This window comes from Streptomyces sp. PH10-H1 (genome assembly GCF_030063355.1).
Taxonomy (GTDB): domain Bacteria; phylum Actinomycetota; class Actinomycetes; order Streptomycetales; family Streptomycetaceae; genus Actinacidiphila.
The window spans coordinates 14512-31896 of the sequence record NZ_JASISZ010000083.1 but is presented as its reverse complement, the minus strand read 5'-3'; the positions used below and the strand labels follow the sequence as shown (position 1 = coordinate 31896).

Sequence of the window (17385 nt, the reverse complement as noted above, 5' to 3'; positions counted from 1 at the left end):
CCCGCTCCAGGCGAAACCGCCCGCCCGCTCCCAGGCCGCCGCCAGCGCCTCCCGCCGCGGGAGGCTCGCGAACCCCTAGCCGTCCTCGGACACCGCGCAGTCGACGATCACGTCCGCGGTGCACTTGCGCGGCGCGGGAAGCGCGCCACCCTCCTCGAGGGTGTGCCACCTGCCCCCGGTCCCGCCTCGGCGCCACTGCCGACCTGTCATCGTGCCCTCCTCGGTACGTACCCCCGGCTGCCGACGAGTATCGCCGATCGGGCCGGTGCGACGTCCCTCAGCCCCGCGGCGTGGCCCAGGTCACTCCTGATTCCCGAGCAGGACCGCCATCGCCGCGTTGTGCCCGGGGATCCCGCTGACCCCGCCGCCGCGCACCGCGCCCGCGCCGCACAGCAGCACGGTGGGGTGCGCGGTCTCCACTCCCCAGCGTCCGGTGCCGGGGGAGGCGTACGGCCAGCTCAGATCCCGGTGGAAGATATGGCCGCCGGGCAGCCCGACCTCGCGCTCCAGGTCGGGCGGGGACTTCGCCTCGATGCAGGGGCGGCCGTCGGCGTCCAGCGCGAGGCAGTCGGCGAGGGGCTCGGCCAGTACGTCGTCGAGCTGGGCGAGCGTGGCCTTCAGCAGGGCGTCCTTGGTGCCGGACGGGTCGGCGGCGAACAGCCGGGCGGGGGCGTGGAGGCCGAAGAGGGTGAGGGTGTGGGCGCCCCGGCCGGCCAGCTCGGGGGAGAGGATCGAGGGGTCGGTGAGGGAGTGGCAGTAGATCTCGGACGGCGGGGCGGACGGGATCCGGCCGGCGTCGGCCTCCTCGTACGCGGTCGCCAACTGGCCGTACGACTCGGCGATATGGAAGGTCCCGGCGAACGCCTCGCGCGGGTCGACGGAAGTGTCCCGCAGCCTCGGCAGCCGGCTCAGCAGCATGTTGACCTTGAGCTGGGCGCCCTCGGGCCGGGGTGGCAGGGGTTCGCCGAGGAGCCCGGCGAGGGTGTGCGGGGAGGCGTTCACCAGCACATGCCGGGCGCCCACCCGGCCGCCCTCGAAGACGACCTCGGCGTACGCCCCGTCCGTCTCGATCCCCGTCACCTCGCATCCGGTGACGATCTCCGCCCCCGCCGCGCGGGCGGCCCCGGCCAGCGCGTCGGTCAGCGCGCCCATGCCGCCCACCGGCACGTCCCAGTCGCCGGTCCCGCCGCCGATGACGTGATAGAGGAAGCAGCGGTTCTGGCGCAGAGAGGCGTCGTGGGCGTGGGTGAACGTGCCGATCAGCGCGTCCGTGAGCACGATGCCCCGCACCAGGTCGTCCTCGAACACCGCCTCGACGGTCTCGCCCAGCGGACGTTCGAACAGCGCCTCCCAGGCGGCCGGATCGTCCACGGTCCGCTCCAGCTGCGCCCGGGACGGCAGCGGCCCGGTCAGCGTCGGGAAGACCCGTTCCGCGACCCGCCGGGTCATCGCGTAGAAGCGCTGCCACGCCTCGAAGTCCCGCTCCGAGCCGGTGCGCCGCACGAAGGCGTCCCGGGTGCGGGACGGATCCTCCGAGTCGACCAGCAGCCCTCCGCCAGCCTTCGGCCGGGGGGACCCGCTTCTCGCTTCGCTCGCGCCGTACGGGGTGTACGAGGAGATGCGCCGCCGCCGTACCGCGAAGCGCAGCCCCAGCTCCTCGGTGATCTTCCTCGGCAGCAGACTGACCAGGTACGAGTAGCGCGACAGCCGTGCGTCGACCCCGGCGAACGCCTGGGTCGACACGGCCGCCCCGCCGGTGGCCGGCAGCCGCTCCAGCAGCAGTACGCTGCGGCCGGCGCGGGCCAGATAGGCGGCGGCCACCAGACCGTTGTGGCCGCCACCGACGATCACTGCGTCGTACGAAGTGCGCTCCGGCATGGTCCGACGATACGACCTCGCGGATCTCTGCGGGAGATCTCTACGGGGAAGCCGGGCGCAGCTCCTGGGTGCAGCACTTGACGCTGCCGCCCGCCTTGTGGAGTTCCGACAGGTCGAGCCCCACCGGTTCGAAACCGCGCTCGCGCAGCGGTGCGAACAAGCCGGTGGCGCCGCTCGGGAGGAGTACATGACGGCCGTCGCTGACGGCGTTCAGCCCGAGCGCGGCGGCGTCGGCCGCGGTCGTGAGCAGGGCGTCGGGGAAGAGCCGGGCCAGCACCCGGCGGCTGCCGGGCGAGAACGCGCCGGGGAAGTACATGACCTCGTCGGCCGCGTCGTCGAGGACGGCGAGCGCCGTGTCGAGGTGGTAGTAGCGCGGGTCCGTCAGTTCCAGGCCGATGACGGGGCGGCCGAAGAACTCCTGCGCCTCGGAGTGCGAGAGGGTGCTGCTGCGGAAGCCCTGGCCGGCCAGGATCCAGGACGAGGTGACGGCGAAGTCTCCCTCGGCCTCATTGATGTGCAGCGGCTCGTGCACCTCGGTGAATCCGTTGCGGCGGAACCACGCCAGATGCTCCGGTGCCTCGGCGGTCCGCTCCGCGTTGAGGAATCTGGCGCCGAGCACCCGGCCGTCCACGACGGTCGCGCCGTTGGCGGCGAAGACCATGTCGGGCAGGCCGGGGACCGCGTCGAGGATCTCGACGGTGTGGCCGAGCGAGCGGTAGCGGTCGCGCAGCTCCTCCCACTGGAAGAGCGCGAGTATGGGGTCGACCGGTTTGGTCGGGTCCATCCACGGGTTGATGGAGTAGGTCACCCGGTAGTGCTCGGGCGGGCACATCAGGTACCGCCGGGGTGTGGCGGTGCGGACTGTGCGCAATGAGGGCTCCTCGTCGTTTGAGGCTCCGGTGGGACGCGGGCGGGAGTTATTGCCGGTGGGGTCACTGCCGGTGGGGTTACGCACGCGCACAAATCGTCCACCCTCGGCGGCCGAAACGCATCGAACCATTTGGGTGGTTCAAGCGATCGTTTTCGTACACGGTGGCCTATCGCCCGGGAATGACGAGCGGCCCGCCGGCCCTGGGGTGCACGGGGACGCGGGCGAGCACGACACGGGCCCCGCTCGCCGACGGACGGCGCGGGGAACGGCCGGCCGGCGCACCGACCACCAGCAACCACCCCAACCCGGCCGGCGTTTGAGGCCGTCCTGGAGAACCTGCCCGGCGCTTGAGGGCAAGGGCGGCTACGCGCTCAGTGGGTAGCGGTCGCCGAGGTCGGCGAAGACCGCGCTGTTCAGAGCGAAAGCGTTCCGGCACTCGTCGACCACCCGCTGCTTCTCCAAGTCGTCGACCGCCAGCCCGTCCAGCAGCTCGCGGTACTCGCGCTTGAAGGCGGCCGGGTTCCCGATCCCCTCGAAGACGTAGAACCGGACGCCGTCACCCTTGCGTTCGAATCCCCAGGTCTTCTCCGCGATGCCACGGATCACCTGACCGCCGGAGAGGTCCCCCAGATAGCGGGTGTAGTGGTGGGCGACATAGCCCGCGGGCCAGGTCCCGGCGACCTCGGCGACCCGCTCCGCGTACGCCGCCGTGGCGGGCAGCGGGTCCGACCGCTGCCGCCAGTCCGCGCCGAGCAGGTGGTCCAGGTCGCGTTCCAGCTGCGCGACCCGCAGCAGTTCGGGCCGTACGAAGGGACCGGCGACCGGGTCGGTGGTCAGTGACGGTGCCGCGTCCTCCAGCGCCCGGTAGACGAACCACAACTGCTCGGTGTAGCGGGCGTAGGCGTCCACGCCGAGCCGTCCGCCGAGCAGATCGCTCATGAAGGTCGAGTTCTCGGCCTCGATGTGCTGATCGTGGCTGGCGGTACGGATCACGGTGGAGAACGGGGACGGCGTCAAGTGAACCTCCTGCGTCGGGCCTGTGCCGATCCTTACAACTTAGGTATACCTAAGTCAAGAAGATGCCGACAGGCTGTCGGGAACTACGCTACTCCTGTCCTTCCACCCCGGCTGTGCGTTCATTCCGGACAAGAGGCAGGATGAGCCCCACCACCCGCGTACCGTGGACCATGGACGCGGGGGCGAGGGAAGGAGCCCGATGGCAGGCAAGAGCAGGTTGTCCGAGTGGCTGCGCCGCCGATCGGCAGGCACGGACACCGGTCCCGGTTCTGCTCCCGCCCTGCGCCGCGAGGATCTGATCCGTTCCGCGGCCGCCGCCACCTTCCCCGTCGCACCGGCGGCGCACCCGTCCGGCTACGGCTGTTCCTGTGACCGCGTCGGCTGTCCCACGCCCGGCATGCACCCGGTCTCCTTCGCCTGGCACACCCAGGCCACCACCGATCTGCAGAAGATCGACCACTGGCTGCGTACCCAGCCGCTCGCGAACTTCATCTCGGCCACCGGCGCCAGCCATGACGTCCTCGATGTGCCGGCCGACGCCGGCACCATCGCTCTGGACCGGCTCGCGGCCGAGGGCGGGGACGCCGGCCCGGTCGCCGCGTACGGGGACGACCGGCTGCTCTTCTTCACCGCCACCCGCGGTACCCCCGTGGACGAGGACGAGTGGTGGCCCTGCGAGCTGGACTGCCATCCCGAGACCGTCGACGAACACCCCGGCCTGCGCTGGCACTGCCGCGGCAGCTATGTCCTGCTGCCGCCCGCCAAGCTGCCCACCGGCGGCTCGGTGAGCTGGCTCCCCGGCCGCGGCCCGGACCGCCCGCTCCCCGACCCGCTGCCGCTCCTGGAGATCCTCATGGACTCCTGCGCCCAGGTGGAGTACGTACCCGAGACGGTGGGCTGGCGGCTCTGACCGCCCCGGGCGGCGCGAGCCGGCCCGTACGGCGCGCCGGCCGGCCGGGACGCGCGCCGTCCTCCGCCCGACCCGGTCCCACTCGTGCCCGGCCCGCCCCACTCGCGGCCCGGACCCGCCTCACTCGCCCTTTGCGGTGACCAGACCCAGCAGACGGCTCAGGAAGGCGACCTTCCCCGTGGCGTCGTCCGCCGGCGGGACCATGACCGCCTGCTCCGATACCCGGACCAAGGTGACCGAGGTCTTCGGGGTCCCGGTCATCAGGGCCTTGGTGTCCGGGTCGTCGACCTTCAGCGGTTTGCCCGGAGTGGTCAGCCGTGACTGGTGGCGGGAGGCGAAGAACACCAGCGCCCCGCCGTCCTTGGTCCGCAGGCCCACCGGGGGGAACTCGCCCGCGTCGACGGGCTGGTCGGCGTACGCGGTGACGGCCGAGGAGGTGGCCCCCTTGCGGCGCTGCTGGCGCACCTGCGAGGTCTGGGCACCGTCGGCGAAGGCGAGCGTCGCCGCGTCGCCCGTCTGCAGATACGAGGTGTACGCGCTGCTCAGCCGGCCGGGCTCGACCAGCAGCGCGGAGTCGTTCAGCGGCACCGGCTGGGCGTAGCCGTCCTTGTCCAGGACGAACTGCGGCATCCGGTCGGGCTGGATCACTGCCAGGTACGAGGCCTTCCACGGGTCGCTCGCGGCGGACCGCTGGAAGAACAGCAGCCAGTGGGCGCCGCCACCGGTGCTGCTGACGGCGTCGGCGGCGAACCACTTGGGCCAGCCGCGCTGCTTCGGTATCAGGAAGCGGGCGTCGGTGAACTTGAGCGGCACATAACCGGGGTTGCCCTCCGGGTGGTTGGCGTGCCGTGCCGTCAGGCCCGCGGTGTCCATGGCGCCGAGCGCGCCGGTCTCGGCCTTCGCGAGCGTCGCGGGGTCGTAGGTCCGCTTCGCCTCGTTGTTGAGCCGGGTGAATCGGTCGAGGGCCTTGGCGGCCTCAGCCTTCTTCACCGCCGGAACGAGCGCCTGCTCCCCGTGCACGGTCACGCACCCCGTCACCGGCGTCAGCACGAGCAGCAGAACTGCGGCTGTCAGGGACAACCTGCGGCGGGTCATTGGGCGTTGGCTCCTTCGGGGCTGCTGCGGTCGGCGCAACCCTACCGGGGGCGAGGAAGAAGGCCATGGTCGGTACGAGATACAGCGACCACACCGTGACCTGCAGGACAGTCGGGTCGGGCTGGAAATTGAGGATGCCCTTGAGGACGGTGCCGTACCAGCTGTCCGGCGGGATCGTGGTGCTGATGTCGAAGGCCAGGCTCTGCATGCCCGGCAGCCAGCCGGCCTCCTGGAGATCGTGGACGCCGTACGCGAGCACGCCCGCCGCGACGACCACCAGCATGGCGCCGGTCCAGGTGAAGAACTTCGACAGGTTGATCTTCAGCGCGCCCCGGTAGAAGAGCCAGCCGAGCACCACCGCGGTGCCCAGGCCGAGCGCGGTGCCGAGCAGCGGCTGGGTCGAACCGCCGTCGGAGCCTGCCGCCTTCACCGCCGTCCACACGAACAGCGCGGTCTCCAGGCCCTCGCGGCCGACCGCCAGGAACGCGGTCGCGACCAGCGCGCCGGTGCCCAGCGCCAGCGCGGCGTCCAGCTTGCCGTGCAGCTCCTTCTTCAGATGCCGCGCGGTGCGCCGCATCCAGAAGACCATCCAGGTCACAAAGCCGACGGCGATGATCGACAGCGAGCCGCCGAGCGCCTCCTGCGCCGTGAACGTCAGCTCGGACGAACCGAACTGCAGCAGCGCGCCGAAGGCCAGGCTGATCACCACGGCGAGACCCACGCCCGCCCAGACCGGCGGCAGCTTCTCCCTGCGCCCGGACTTCACCAGATACGCGACGAGGATGCAGACGACCAGGCTGGCCTCGAGCCCCTCGCGCAGGCCGATCAGATAGTTACCGATCATCGCTGGTCACTTCCCTTCGAGGAGCCCGCGGCCCCACCAGTCGCCGCTGTCGCGGATGCCGGGAGGACAGGCGAAGTGCGCCGAACCGACGTGCTGGATGTACTCGTTGAGCGCGTCGGTCTTCGCCAGCCGGTTCTGCACCGGGATGAAGCCCGAGCGCACATCGCGCTGGTAGGCGAGGAAGAACAGCCCGGCGTCGAGCCGGCCCAGGCCGTCCGTGCCGTCGGTGAAGGAGTAGCCGCGGCGCAGGATCGTCGCCCCGGCGTTGCTGTCCGGGTGCGCCAGGCGGACATGCGCGGTCGGCAGCATCGCCTTGAGGTTCGGGGTGTCGTGCTCGCGCTGCTTGCCGGCCGGGGCGCCCTCGCCCTTGTTCCGGCCGAAGATGTCCTCCTGCTCCTTGAGCGGAGTGCGGTCCCACGGCTCGATGCGCATCCGGATGCGCCGGGCGACGAGGTACGAGCCGCCGGTCATCCAGGCGGCCCCGTCCTTGGCGGACGCCCAGACGTGCTCGTCCTGGGTGGCCTTGTCGCTGCCCGCGACATTGTGCGTGCCGTCCTTGAACCCCATCAGGTTGCGCGGGGTCTGCTCGTCCGGCGTTGTCGAGGAGGTCTTGCCGAAGCCGAGCTGCGACCAGCGGACGGCGACCTTGCCGAAGCCGATCCGCGCCAGGTTGCGGATCGCGTGCACGGCCACCTGCGGGTCGTCGGCGCACGCCTGCACGCAGAGGTCGCCGCCGCTGCGGGTCGCGTCGAGGTTGTCATGACGGAAGGCCGGCAGGTCGACGAGAGCGGCGGGGCGCTGGGACTTGAGGCCGAACCGGTCCTTGCCGTCCTTCTCGAACAGTGTCGCGCCGAAGCCCACGGTGATCGTCAGCCGGGACGAGGGCAGGCCCAGCGCCTCGCCGGTGTCGTCCGGCGGGGCCTCGGGCAGGCCGCCGACGGCGCCGGCGCCGACCGGCTTGCCGGCCGTCATCGCGGCGGCGGCCGCCGTCCACTCCTTGAGGAGCGCGATGAGTTCGGCGCGGTCCTCGGTCTTGACGTCGAACGACGCGAAGTGCAGCCGGTCCTGGACCGGGGTGGTGATCCCGGCCTGGTTCGGACCGTGGAACGCGATGGCGCCGGCCGCGGAGGCCGCGGGCTGGACGTCGTCACCGGTGCGCACCGCGGCGGCGGCGCCACTCGCGGCGGCCGCGCCGAGCGCGATGCCGGCGCCGGTCCAGCCGATGACGGCCCGCCGGGACACGGGGCCCCTGGCCCGGTCCGCGGTGGCGTCGGCGGCCGTTGCGGCCGTTGCCTCTGTGGTGGTCTCGTCAGCCATGAAGGAACTCCGGTTACTTCGCGACGGTCGCGGCGAGCTTGGAGAGCGGCTCGGCGAGCGCGTTGACGCCGTCCGAGAGCTCCTTGCGCTGGGCCGCGTTCACGGTGTCGTACGAGACGTACGTGTCGCCGGTGCGGTATTTGCCGAGCAGGGTGGTCAGCGCGGCGAACTGCTTGTCGAGCTCCTTGGCGAGCGCGGCGTCGTTCTGCGCGACGACCGGCTTCAGCAGCACGTAGGACTTCTGGGCGCCGTCGAGGTTGCCCTTGAAGTCGACCAGGTCGGTGTGGCTGTAGCGCTCTTCCTCACCGGTGATCTTGTTGTTGGCGACCTCGTCCATCAGGGACTTGGCGCCGTTCGCCATGCCGGTGGGCGTGATGTCGGCCTTGCCGATCCGTGTCTGCCAGTCGGTGAGGTCGGTGACGAGCTGGTCGGCGAGGGTCTTCTCCTCGGCGCCGATCTTCTTGTCCTGCCACAGCGACTTCTCGAGCCGGTGCCAGCCGGTCCACTTCTGGCCGGCCTGCACGCTGTCCTGGCGGACGTCGGTCTTCGGGTCGATGTCACCGAAGGCCTCGGCGATCGGCTCGGTGGTCTCCCAGCCGACGCGGGAGGGGGCGTAGGCGGCCTTGGCGGCCTCCAGGTCACCGCGCTTGACGGCCTCGGCGAAGACCTTGACCTTCGGCAGCGTCGCGTCGGCCTCGCTCTGCGCGTACTGGCGGTACTCGGCGACGGCGGTGGCCAGGCGCGGGTCGGTCTTCTTCGGCGCGTTCGCGCCGGTGACGGTGATCTTCGTGCGCAGGCCCGCGCCCTTCATGCCGGGCTTGCAGGTGACCTCGTACTCGCCGGCCTTGAGCTCGGTGGAGATATCGGCCTTGGTGCCGGGGCCGATGTTCTCCCGCTCGGTCATGATCTTGTCGCCCGGCGCGTACACGTAGAGCTCGTTGGCTTTGGAGCCCTTGTTCTCGAACGCGAAGGACACATGCCCGGCGGGGAAGCTGGTCTTCGAGACCTTGCACTCCTCGTCGGTGGCCGTGACCTGGACCGCGTCGGACGCCTTGGCGTCCGTCTTCTTCTCCGCGCAGCCGCTGAGAGCGGTGAGCGCGGCGGCCACCGCGACAGCGGTGACGACGGAGAGACGGGCTGCGGACATGCGGGGGCTCCAGGGTGCTCAAAGACGCTCAGGACACGATTCGGCCGGGTGAGGCTTGCCTAACTTATCTGAGCCTTGCCTTTGTAGTACTCGCGGGGTCCTGCGATGTCCAGTGATTCCCGTCTCACCGGTCGCACGCGGGGGCGCGTCGGCGCGCGCCCCCGTCCCGTCATGGCAGCGTGAGCACCTCTGCGCCCGTTTCGGTGACGACCAGAGTGTGCTCGAACTGCGCGGTGCGCTTGCGGTCCTTGGTGACCACCGTCCAGCCGTCGTCCCAGATGTCGTAGTCATGGGTGCCCAGCGTCAGCATCGGCTCGATGGTGAACGTCATGCCCGGCTTGATCACGGTGGTGGCGTGCGGGGCGTCGTAGTGCGGCACGATCAGCCCGGAGTGGAACGACGTGTTGATCCCGTGCCCGGTGAAGTCCCGCACCACCCCGTAGCCGAAGCGCTTGGCGTACGACTCGATGACCCGCCCGATCACATTGATCGCCCGGCCGGGCCTGACCGCCTTGATCGCCCGGTTCAGCGACTCCTCGGTCCGCTCGACCAGCAGCCGGGACTCCTCGTCGACGGCACCGCACAGGTACGTTGCGTTCGTGTCGCCGTGCACCCCGTGGATGAACGCCGTCACGTCCAGGTTCACGATGTCGCCGTCGCGCAGCTCGGTCGAGTCCGGGATGCCGTGGCAGATGACCTCGTTGATCGACGCGCACAGCGACTTGGGGAAGCCCCGGTAGCCGAGGTCCGAGGGGTAGGCGCGGTGGTCGCACATGTACTCGTGCGCGACGCGGTCCAGCTCGTCCGTCGTCACCCCCGGAGCGATGTGCTTGGCCGCCTCCTCCATCGCCCGTGCGGCGATCTGCGACGCGATCCGCATCTTCGCCACGGTTTCGGCGTCCTGCACCTCCGGCCCGGTGTACGGAGTGGGCGCGGGCTTGCCCACGTACTCGGGCCGCGGGATCGAGGGGGGCACCGGCCGCGGGGGAGAGAGCTTGCCGGGAACGAGGAGCGACTGACCAGACATGCCGACGAGTGTATCGGCGGGCGATCGGGCAGGCTGGCCGCAGGTACTCGTACAACCAGGAGGCAGTCATGGCGCTGTTCAGGGCGAAGAAGCCGGCCGGCAAGCCGGGCGAGTGGTTCTACTGCCTGCAGCACAAGAAGGTCGAGGAGGGACCCGACTGCCCGGCCAAGGACCGCTTCGGTCCCTATGCCACCCGTGAAGAGGCCGAACACGCCATGCAGACAGCGGCCGACCGCAACCTCGAATGGGAGACGGACCCGCGCTGGCACGACCGCGACCAGCCACGCGCAGAAGAGGACTGATTCCGGTCCGAGGCAGGGCTGAATCAGGTCTTAATAAGGTCATAAGATGATATAAGGAGGATTTTCGGTTCGGGGCAGGGAGGTGAGCCCAGTGCCCTTCGCCAACCGGACTGAAGCGGGTCGGCTCCTGGCCGGCAGATTGCGGCATCTGCGGGGCCAGGACAGCGTCGTACTCGGCCTTCCCCGGGGAGGTGTGCCCGTCGCGGTTGAAGTCGCCGAGGCGCTCGATGCGCCACTGGATGTGATCGTGGTCCGCAAGCTGGGCGTCCCGTACCAGACCGAACTGGGGATGGGCGCGATCGGCGAGGGCGGGGTGCGCGTCATCAACCGTGAGGTGATGCGCAGGGGCCATATCTCGGACGACGAGCTGGCCGCGGTCGAGGGCCGCGAGCGCGTCGAGCTGGAACGGCGGGCCCAGCGCTTCCGGGGCGGCCGTCCATGCGCCAGGATCCAAGGGCGCACGGCGATCGTGGTCGACGACGGCGTCGCCACCGGGTCGACCGCGCGGGCCGCGTGCCAGATCGCCCGCGCGAACGGAGCGGCGCGGGTGGTGCTCGCGGTGCCCGTGGCCCCGCACGACTGGACCGACAGGCTCGGACAGGACGCCGATGAGCTGGTGGCAGTCGAGACGCCGAGGCTCTTCATGGCCATCGGGGAGTGGTACGCCGACTTCACCCAGACCACCGACGACGAGGTCATGGCCTGCCTCGCACGCGCCGCGGCCCATCCCATGACCCGGGACGACGAGGTCGTGGTGCACGCGGGACCCGTCCGGCTCGCCGGACACCTCGCCCTCCCCGAGGCAGCGGCGGGCGTCGTCCTCTTCTCCCACGGCAGCGGCAGCAGCCGGCACAGCCCCCGTAACCGTTTCGTCGCGGAGGTACTGGGCCGCGCCGGGCTCGGCACCCTGCTGTTCGACCTGCTGACCGCCGAGGAGGAACGCGACAGGACCAACGTGTTCGACACCGAGATGCTGGCCCGCCGCCTGCTCGGCGCCACCCGCTGGGTGCGCGCCGAGCCCGGCGCGCGAGGGCTCGCGGTCGGCTACTTCGGTGCCAGCACCGGCGCCGCCGCGGCGCTGTGGGCGGCGGCCGAACCCGGCACGGAGATCGCCGCCGTGGTTTCCCGGGGCGGCAGGCCCGATCTCGCGGGGCGCCGGCTACCTGACGTGGCAGCCCCGACCCTGCTCATCGTCGGCGGCCACGACGATCTGGTGCTCGACCTCAACCGACAGGCCCAGGCCGAGCTGCGCTGCGAGAGCCGCCTCGAAGTCGTGCCCGGCGCGACCCACTTGTTCGAGGAGCCGGGCACGCTGGAGGCCGCGGCCGAACTTGCCCGGGACTGGTTCACCGACCACCTCACCCCGGCGCAGCAACCGATGTCCGGACGACGATGAAGGTCGACCCCGACGCGCGGACGAAGGCGGGCTGAAATCGGCCCGCCCGGCGCTTGAGGGCGGGCCTTCAGCCCTGCTCGGCGGTGGCTGGCACCATTTTTCTCCTGCGCACGGCGTGCACATTGGTGCGGGCGTCGTACGACATCAGTTTGGGGAGGGCCAGCGCCAGCAGACCGACCGCTGCCACGCACGCCACGCCGCCGCTCCACACCGACGTACGGGCGCTGGTGAGCGCGGCCACGCCGCCGGCCCGTACCTGGCCGAGCTGCGGCCCGACCGAGTACGACAGCAGCTCGATCCCTGCCAGCCGTCCCCGCAGCTCGTCCGGGATCGTCTGGTTCCACATCGTGCTCCGGCCGATGCCGCTGATCATGTCGCAGCCGCCCGCGACCGCCAGGAACAGGAGCACCAGCCAGATCTCGCCCATCCAGCCCGCTGCCGCCATCGCCAGCCCCCAGCCGACCGCCGAGACCACCACCATCCGGCCGTGCCGGTGGATGCGTGACGTCCAGCCGCTGGTCATGCTCACCGCCAGCGAACCGACCGACCCGGCCGCGTACATCAGGCCCAGCGCCCAGGGCGCGTGGAGGTCGTCGGCGAGGAAGGGAAAGATCGCCGTGGGGAAGGCGAAGAACATCGCCGCCATGTCGATCGTGTAGGTGCCGAGCAGCTCCTTGCGGCTCCACGCGTAGCGCGCGCCCTCCGCTATGCCGCGCAGCGACGGCTTGTCCGCGTCGTGCGCGGCGGGCGACGGACGCAGGCCCATCGCCAGGGCGACCGAGATCACGAAGGTGCCGATGTCGATCGCGTAGGCCCACGACAGTCCCGCGAAGGCGATGAGCACGCCTGCCAGCGAAGGACCGGCGATGGCGCCGACCTGCCAGCGCAGCGCGTTCAAGGACGCCGCGGCCGAGAGCTGGTCGTGCGCGACGATGCGCGGCACGATCGCGTCCAGCGCCGGACGCTGCAGTCCGGTCAGGGCGCTCGACAGCGCCGCCACCACATACAGCGGCCACACCATGGGATGCGGCAGCAGGGTGTTGGCCAGCAGCACCGCCGACAGCAGGCCGAGCGCGGCCTCGCTGTAGAGGATCAGCTTCCGGCGGTCCATGGCGTCGGCGAGCGCGCCCCCGTACAGCCCGAACACGATCAGCGGCACCAGCTCGACGGCGCCGATCGCGCCGACGGCGACCGCGGACCCGGTCAGTTCCTTGATCTGCACCGGCAGCGCGACGAAGGTCAGGAAGCTGCCGAAGACCGTCACGACCCCCGCCATCCACATGAGGCGGAAATCGCGCGAGGAGCGCCACGGTGCCAGGTCGGGGAGCAGGGCTCTCAGCCGGGACAGGGGCCGGTCGGGGTCGGGCGGGCTGTCGTTCACGGGTTCGCATGCTCCGCCACCGGGCCGCCGGGGGCAAATGGTTTTGCCGTACGGCGGGTGCGGCGTGTGTGGTGCTACCACCGGGCCGGCGGGGGTGATGTCAGCTGTTCCGCCAGCCGGGACAGCCGGTCCCGGAACGGGCCGCGGCGCCGGGCGGCCGTCAGGCTGTTCTCGCCGGCCGCGGCGGCGACCAGATGCTGCAGCAGATCCATCCCCATCCGCGCCTGGACGGCCGCGCCGGCCGTCGGGTCCGGTTCCGGGTCTTGTACGGGGACCGGGTCCGTCTCCGGATCCGGTTCCGCCGGTACGGTCAGCGCGTCGTGCGCCAGCTCCCGCAGCGCGGGATCGCCGCCGTCCATCGCCAGCACGGTCGCGCCGGCCCGCCGGGCGTCCGCCACCCGCTCCAGCAGCGCCGCCCCGGGCCGGTCCGGCGTCACCACGAACACCGTCTCCCCGCGTCGCGCCACCTCCAGCCGCCGCAGCCCCACGCCCAGATGCGCCGGCGCCCCCGCCGGGACCCGGAACCGCATCAGGGTCGGCGACAGCTCCGGCAGTCCGCTCCACGTGGCCTCGTCGTCCAGGTGCGCCGCCAGATGCCACGGCTCGTACTCCCGGGTCCCCACCAGCAGCAGCCCGCCCGGCCCCTGGCGCACCGAGGCCCGCAGCGAGCCCGCGAAGGACCGCGTGGCCAGGATCCACTCGGTCCCCGCCAGCACGTCCCGCAACAACGCCACCCGTACCGCGTCCATGCCGGGCATCCTGCCGGACGGGCGGCCCCAGGAGTGGCCGCTCGCCCCACTTCCCCCGGAACGGGTGGCCCGCGGTGGTTTCCGGGCCCGGCGGACCGTGGGCAACCGGGCTGCTGGGAGCCGGTACGGCGTGACAGGATCGCCGTCATGACTTCCCCTGACGATGTGAACAAGGCCCCCGCGAAGGCCCCCGCGAAGGCCCCCGCGAAGGCCCCCGCGAAGGCCCCCGCGAATGCCCCCGCGAATGCCCCTGCGAAGGCTCCTGCCAAGGACCCCTGGGACCTTCCGGATGTGTCCGGCCTGGTGGTCGGCGTGCTCGGTGGCACCGGCGACCAGGGCCGCGGGCTCGCATACCGGCTGGCGAAGGCCGGGCAGAAGGTGATCATCGGATCGCGCAACGCGGAACGCGCCCAGGGCGCCGCCGCCGAGATCGGTCTGGGCGTGGAGGGCGCGGACAACGCGGAGTGCGCGCGGCGCAGCGACATCGTGATCGTGGCGGTGCCGTGGGACGGGCACGCCAAGACCCTGGAGTCGCTCCGCGACGACCTGGCGGGCAAGCTCGTCGTCGATTGCGTCAACCCGCTGGGTTTCGACAAGCAGGGCGCCTACGCGCTGAAGCCGGAGGAGGGCAGTGCCGCCCAGCAGGCGGCCGCGCTGCTCCCGGAGTCGCGGGTGACCGCGGCCTTCCACCACCTGTCGGCGGTGCTGCTGTCGGACCCGGAGATCGACGAGATCGACACCGATGTGATGGTGCTGGGCGAGGTCCGCGCGGACACCGACCTCGTGCAGGCGCTGGCCGGACGCATCCCCGGTATGCGCGGCGTCTTCGCGGGCCGGTTGCGCAACGCCCACCAGGTCGAGTCGCTGGTCGCCAACCTGATCTCGGTGAACCGCCGCTACAAGGCCCACGCGGGCCTGCGCGTCACCGACGTGTAGTCATAGCGATAGCCGCAGCCCGTGTAGTGAGGCACCGCGGGGCGTGGGGGACACTTGTCGGGACCGTATGTCACCGGTTTCCCGACAGGAGCTCCTCCCCATGCCCCGCCTTGCTGTCTACGCCCTCACCGTGTGCGTGCTCACGGTCGCCGCGGCCGTCATCTCCTTCGCGAACGGCAGCTGGCTCGGCATCCTCTGGGTCCTGATGGCGGGCCTGTCCAGCAACATGTGCTGGTACTACCTGCGCAAGGCGAAGGCCGACGCCCGAGCTCGGACGGACCGGGCTCAGGCGCCCGAGCCCGACCAGAACCTGAAGAGCGTGTAGCCGTAACTGATGGCGCCCTCCGGCACGTCGAACCAGCCCATGACGGTGTAAACGAAGTCGAAGAAGACCCGGTTCACCTCGGGGATCCACAGGCACCCGAAGACTGCCAGCAGACCGAACTGCGCGAACGGCTCCACCTGCCGGCGGACGTCGTACGACAGCCACGGCTCGATGATTCCGTAGCCGTCCAGGCCCGGCACCGGCAGCAGGTTCAGGATCGCCGCCGTGACCTGCAGCATCGCCAGGAACGCGAACGCCACCAGAAAGTTGTCCGGCCAGGAGCCCACCGCGCCCAGCGCGAACGGCAGCATCAGGACGATTGCGAAGAGGATGTTCGTCAGCGGTCCGGCCGCCGAGATCACGCTGTGCTTCCAGCGCCCCTGGATCCGGCCCCGCTCGATGAAGACCGCGCCGCCGGGCAGCCCGATGCCGCCCATGATCACGAAGAGGACGGGCAGCACGATGCTGAGCAGCGCGTGGGTGTACTTGAGCGGGTTGAGCGTCAGATAGCCCTTGGCGCCTATCGAGATGTCCCCGCTGTGCAGCGCGGTGCGGGCGTGGGCGTACTCGTGCAGACACAGCGAGACGACCCATCCGGACACCACGAAGAGGAAGACGGCGAAGCCGGGGCTCGATGAGAAGCCGGACCACACCGCCCAGCCGGATACGGCCATGACCGCCGCGATCCCCAGGAAGATCGGGCTGATCCGGTGGTCACGGCGAGTATCTGTGCTGCTCATACGGGGATCATGTCGCCGGGCGGCCGTAATTTACAAGCCTGTCCGGAGATTGAGGGCAAGATGGGGGCGTGCGTTACGCGATCCTCGGCACCACTCAGGCATTCCGCGACGACGGTTCCCCCGTCGCGCTCGCGGGCCTGCGCCTGCGCGCGCTGCTGACGGCGCTGGCCCTTCGCCCCGGGCGGCTGATATCCGCCGAGTCACTGATCGACGAGCTGTGGGAGGACGATCCACCGGCGAACGCGTCCGGCGCGCTCCAGGCGCTGGTCGCGCGGTTGCGCCGGGCCATCGGCCATGACGCCATCGGTTCTGCCGACGGCGGGTACCGGCTGTGCGCCGTTCCCGGGGCGGTGGACGTGCACCGCTTTGAACGGCTGGTCGACGAGGGCGGCCGGGCACTCGCCGACGGCGACCCGGTGAAGGCGTCCGATCTGCTCGAGGACGCCCTCGCCCTGTGGCGGGGACCGGCGTTCGCCGACCTGCCCGACCGGGGCACGGCCGCGGTGCGCTGCGAGGAGCTGCGGCTGGAGGCCGTACGGCTGCGGCTCACCGCAGGGCTCGCGCTCGGCCGCGCGGCGCAGCAGCTGCCCGAACTCGCCGGGCTCGCCGCCGCCCACCCCCTCAACGAGTCGCTGCGCGCCCTCCACATCAGGGCCCTGCGCGACGCGGGCCGCACCGCGGACGCGCTCGCCGCCTACGAGGACGTACGCCGCGACCTGGCCGACCGGCTCGGCACCGACCCGAGCACCGAACTGCGCGCGCTGCATTCGGAGTTGCTGAATCCGGCGGACGGTCCCGTGGCCGGACAGCGGCCCGGCACCTGGCCCGAGCCGGATCCGGCGCCGCCCCTCGCACGCCGGTCCGGCAACTCCCGCGCCCGGCTCACCAGCTTCGTCGGCCGGGAGGGCGACCTCGCCGCGATCCGCGAGGACCTGGCCACGGCCCGGCTGGTCACGCTCACCGGACCCGGCGGAACCGGCAAGACCCGGCTGTCGCAGGAGACGGGCGACCTGCTCGGCGACCGCTGGCCCGACGGCGTCTGGTACGCGGAACTCGCGCCGGTCAGCGACCCCCGTACCGTCCCCGAGGCGGTGCTCACCTCGCTCGGCCTGCGCGAGACGCTGCTGCACCCCGGCACCGTCGCCGAGCAGGCGCTGACCGCGGAGACCAAGACCAAGGACCCGGTCCGGCTGCTCGCGGAGTACTGCGCGGGCCGCAGCCTGCTGCTCGTACTCGACAACTGCGAGCACGTCATCGACGCGGCGGCCGCCCTCGCGGAACAGCTCCTCGCGCACTGCCCCGGCATCACCGTCCTTGCCACCAGCCGCGAACCCCTGGGCGTCCCCGGGGAACGGGTCCGGCCGCTCGACCCGCTGCCGGATCCGTTCGCCCTGCAGATCCGGGCCAAGAGGATCAACGACGTGATGGAGAAGCTGGACCAGTCGATGGA

18 protein-coding genes are annotated in these 17385 nt (G+C 71.4%); 6 read left to right on the top strand and 12 right to left on the bottom strand.

The features are described 5' to 3' along the window. Positions 1-75: 75 nt before the first annotated feature. From QMK24_RS34220 to QMK24_RS34205, 4 genes are all read right to left on the bottom strand, one after another. Positions 76-210 (bottom strand): hypothetical protein, encoded by a 135-nt coding sequence (locus tag QMK24_RS34220; protein WP_283470766.1) that lies wholly within the window; start codon positions 208-210, stop codon positions 76-78. A 90-nt stretch (positions 211-300) separates the two neighbouring features. Further along, positions 301-1878, bottom strand: coding sequence for a phytoene desaturase family protein (locus QMK24_RS34215; protein WP_283470765.1), 1578 nt, complete (start codon positions 1876-1878; stop codon positions 301-303). A 40-nt stretch (positions 1879-1918) separates the two neighbouring features. Beyond that, positions 1919-2710 carry a dimethylargininase gene (gene ddaH, locus QMK24_RS34210; RefSeq protein WP_502962661.1) on the bottom strand — a complete coding sequence of 264 codons (792 nt, stop codon included), beginning with the start codon at positions 2708-2710 and terminating at the stop codon, positions 1919-1921. 402 nt (positions 2711-3112) lie between these two features. Then, the gene (locus tag QMK24_RS34205) at positions 3113-3766 is read right to left on the bottom strand and encodes a biliverdin-producing heme oxygenase (protein WP_283470763.1); all 654 of its coding nucleotides are present in this window, start codon (positions 3764-3766) and stop codon (positions 3113-3115) included. Between the two features lie 199 nt (positions 3767-3965). Between QMK24_RS34205 and QMK24_RS34200 the strand changes: the two genes are divergently transcribed. Next, positions 3966-4676 carry a bifunctional DNA primase/polymerase gene (locus tag QMK24_RS34200; RefSeq protein ID WP_283470762.1) on the top strand — a complete coding sequence of 237 codons (711 nt, stop codon included), beginning with the start codon at positions 3966-3968 and terminating at the stop codon, positions 4674-4676. Between the two features lie 120 nt (positions 4677-4796). Here the strand turns inward: QMK24_RS34200 and QMK24_RS34195 are convergent, their stop codons facing one another. The 5 genes from QMK24_RS34195 to map form a co-directional block, all read right to left on the bottom strand. Further along, entirely contained in the window at positions 4797-5771 is a 975-nt protein-coding gene (locus tag QMK24_RS34195) for an SCO2278 family lipoprotein (protein WP_283470761.1), read from the bottom strand. Continuing rightward, positions 5653-6615, bottom strand: coding sequence for an iron uptake transporter permease EfeU (efeU, locus tag QMK24_RS34190; RefSeq protein WP_283470760.1), 963 nt, complete (start codon positions 6613-6615; stop codon positions 5653-5655). Before efeU ends, QMK24_RS34195 begins: the two co-directional genes overlap by 119 nt. A gap of 6 nt (positions 6616-6621) precedes the next feature. Next, the gene (gene efeB, locus QMK24_RS34185; protein WP_283470759.1) at positions 6622-7932 is read right to left on the bottom strand and encodes an iron uptake transporter deferrochelatase/peroxidase subunit; all 1311 of its coding nucleotides are present in this window, start codon (positions 7930-7932) and stop codon (positions 6622-6624) included. A gap of 13 nt (positions 7933-7945) precedes the next feature. Beyond that, a complete protein-coding gene (gene efeO / locus QMK24_RS34180; protein ID WP_283470758.1) occupies positions 7946-9079 on the bottom strand; it encodes an iron uptake system protein EfeO in 1134 nt (377 codons plus the stop codon). A 169-nt stretch (positions 9080-9248) separates the two neighbouring features. Then, on the bottom strand, positions 9249-10106 hold the full coding sequence (gene map, locus QMK24_RS34175) for a type I methionyl aminopeptidase (RefSeq protein WP_283470757.1): 858 nt from the start codon (positions 10104-10106) through the stop codon (positions 9249-9251). A 68-nt stretch (positions 10107-10174) separates the two neighbouring features. On the opposite strand from map, the gene QMK24_RS34170 reads away from it, so the two are divergent. Both QMK24_RS34170 and QMK24_RS34165 read left to right on the top strand, forming a co-directional pair. Further along, positions 10175-10408 carry a hypothetical protein gene (locus QMK24_RS34170; protein ID WP_283470756.1) on the top strand — a complete coding sequence of 78 codons (234 nt, stop codon included), beginning with the start codon at positions 10175-10177 and terminating at the stop codon, positions 10406-10408. 91 nt (positions 10409-10499) lie between these two features. After that, positions 10500-11804 carry a phosphoribosyltransferase family protein gene (locus tag QMK24_RS34165; protein ID WP_283470755.1) on the top strand — a complete coding sequence of 435 codons (1305 nt, stop codon included), beginning with the start codon at positions 10500-10502 and terminating at the stop codon, positions 11802-11804. A 67-nt stretch (positions 11805-11871) separates the two neighbouring features. On the opposite strand, the gene QMK24_RS34160 is transcribed toward QMK24_RS34165, so the two are convergent. Beyond that, positions 11872-13185, bottom strand: coding sequence for an MFS transporter (locus QMK24_RS34160; RefSeq protein WP_283470754.1), 1314 nt, complete (start codon positions 13183-13185; stop codon positions 11872-11874). 74 nt (positions 13186-13259) lie between these two features. After that, positions 13260-13934, bottom strand: a complete 675-nt coding sequence (locus QMK24_RS34155) for a hypothetical protein (protein ID WP_283470753.1) — start codon at positions 13932-13934, stop codon at positions 13260-13262. Positions 13935-14081: 147 nt separating this feature from the next. On the opposite strand from QMK24_RS34155, the gene npdG reads away from it, so the two are divergent. Both npdG and QMK24_RS34145 read left to right on the top strand, forming a co-directional pair. Then, a complete protein-coding gene (gene npdG, locus QMK24_RS34150; protein WP_283470752.1) occupies positions 14082-14870 on the top strand; it encodes an NADPH-dependent F420 reductase in 789 nt (262 codons plus the stop codon). Positions 14871-14970: 100 nt separating this feature from the next. Continuing rightward, entirely contained in the window at positions 14971-15195 is a 225-nt protein-coding gene (locus tag QMK24_RS34145) for a hypothetical protein (RefSeq protein ID WP_349307928.1), read from the top strand. Here the strand turns inward: QMK24_RS34145 and QMK24_RS34140 are convergent. Further along, positions 15156-15935 carry a site-2 protease family protein gene (locus tag QMK24_RS34140; RefSeq protein ID WP_283470749.1) on the bottom strand — a complete coding sequence of 260 codons (780 nt, stop codon included), beginning with the start codon at positions 15933-15935 and terminating at the stop codon, positions 15156-15158. The two genes, QMK24_RS34145 and QMK24_RS34140, sit on opposite strands and share 40 nt — an antisense overlap. Before the next feature lie 68 nt (positions 15936-16003). Here QMK24_RS34140 and QMK24_RS34135 point away from each other — a divergent pair. Then, the coding region (locus QMK24_RS34135) for an AfsR/SARP family transcriptional regulator (RefSeq protein WP_502989170.1) at positions 16004-17385 on the top strand (1382 nt) is incomplete at its 3' end.

Bases quoted from the DNA above. Each gene is read 5' to 3' on its own strand.
- QMK24_RS34220 (WP_283470766.1), bottom strand. From the start codon at position 210: ATGACAGGTCGGCAGTGGCGCCGAGGCGGGACCGGGGGCAGGTGGCAC.
- QMK24_RS34215 (WP_283470765.1), bottom strand. From the start codon at position 1,878: ATGCCGGAGCGCACTTCGTACGACGCAGTGATCGTCGGTGGCGGCCAC.
- ddaH (WP_502962661.1), bottom strand. From the start codon at position 2,710: ATGTGCCCGCCCGAGCACTACCGGGTGACCTACTCCATCAACCCGTGG.
- QMK24_RS34200 (WP_283470762.1), top strand. From the start codon at position 3,966: ATGGCAGGCAAGAGCAGGTTGTCCGAGTGGCTGCGCCGCCGATCGGCA.
- QMK24_RS34195 (WP_283470761.1), bottom strand. From the start codon at position 5,771: ATGACCCGCCGCAGGTTGTCCCTGACAGCCGCAGTTCTGCTGCTCGTG.
- efeU (WP_283470760.1), bottom strand. From the start codon at position 6,615: ATGATCGGTAACTATCTGATCGGCCTGCGCGAGGGGCTCGAGGCCAGC.
- efeB (WP_283470759.1), bottom strand. From the start codon at position 7,932: ATGGCTGACGAGACCACCACAGAGGCAACGGCCGCAACGGCCGCCGAC.
- efeO (WP_283470758.1), bottom strand. From the start codon at position 9,079: ATGTCCGCAGCCCGTCTCTCCGTCGTCACCGCTGTCGCGGTGGCCGCC.
- map (WP_283470757.1), bottom strand. From the start codon at position 10,106: ATGTCTGGTCAGTCGCTCCTCGTTCCCGGCAAGCTCTCTCCCCCGCGG.
- QMK24_RS34170 (WP_283470756.1), top strand. From the start codon at position 10,175: ATGGCGCTGTTCAGGGCGAAGAAGCCGGCCGGCAAGCCGGGCGAGTGG.
- QMK24_RS34155 (WP_283470753.1), bottom strand. From the start codon at position 13,934: ATGGACGCGGTACGGGTGGCGTTGTTGCGGGACGTGCTGGCGGGGACC.
- npdG (WP_283470752.1), top strand. From the start codon at position 14,082: ATGACTTCCCCTGACGATGTGAACAAGGCCCCCGCGAAGGCCCCCGCG.
- QMK24_RS34145 (WP_349307928.1), top strand. From the start codon at position 14,971: ATGCCCCGCCTTGCTGTCTACGCCCTCACCGTGTGCGTGCTCACGGTC.
- QMK24_RS34140 (WP_283470749.1), bottom strand. From the start codon at position 15,935: ATGAGCAGCACAGATACTCGCCGTGACCACCGGATCAGCCCGATCTTC.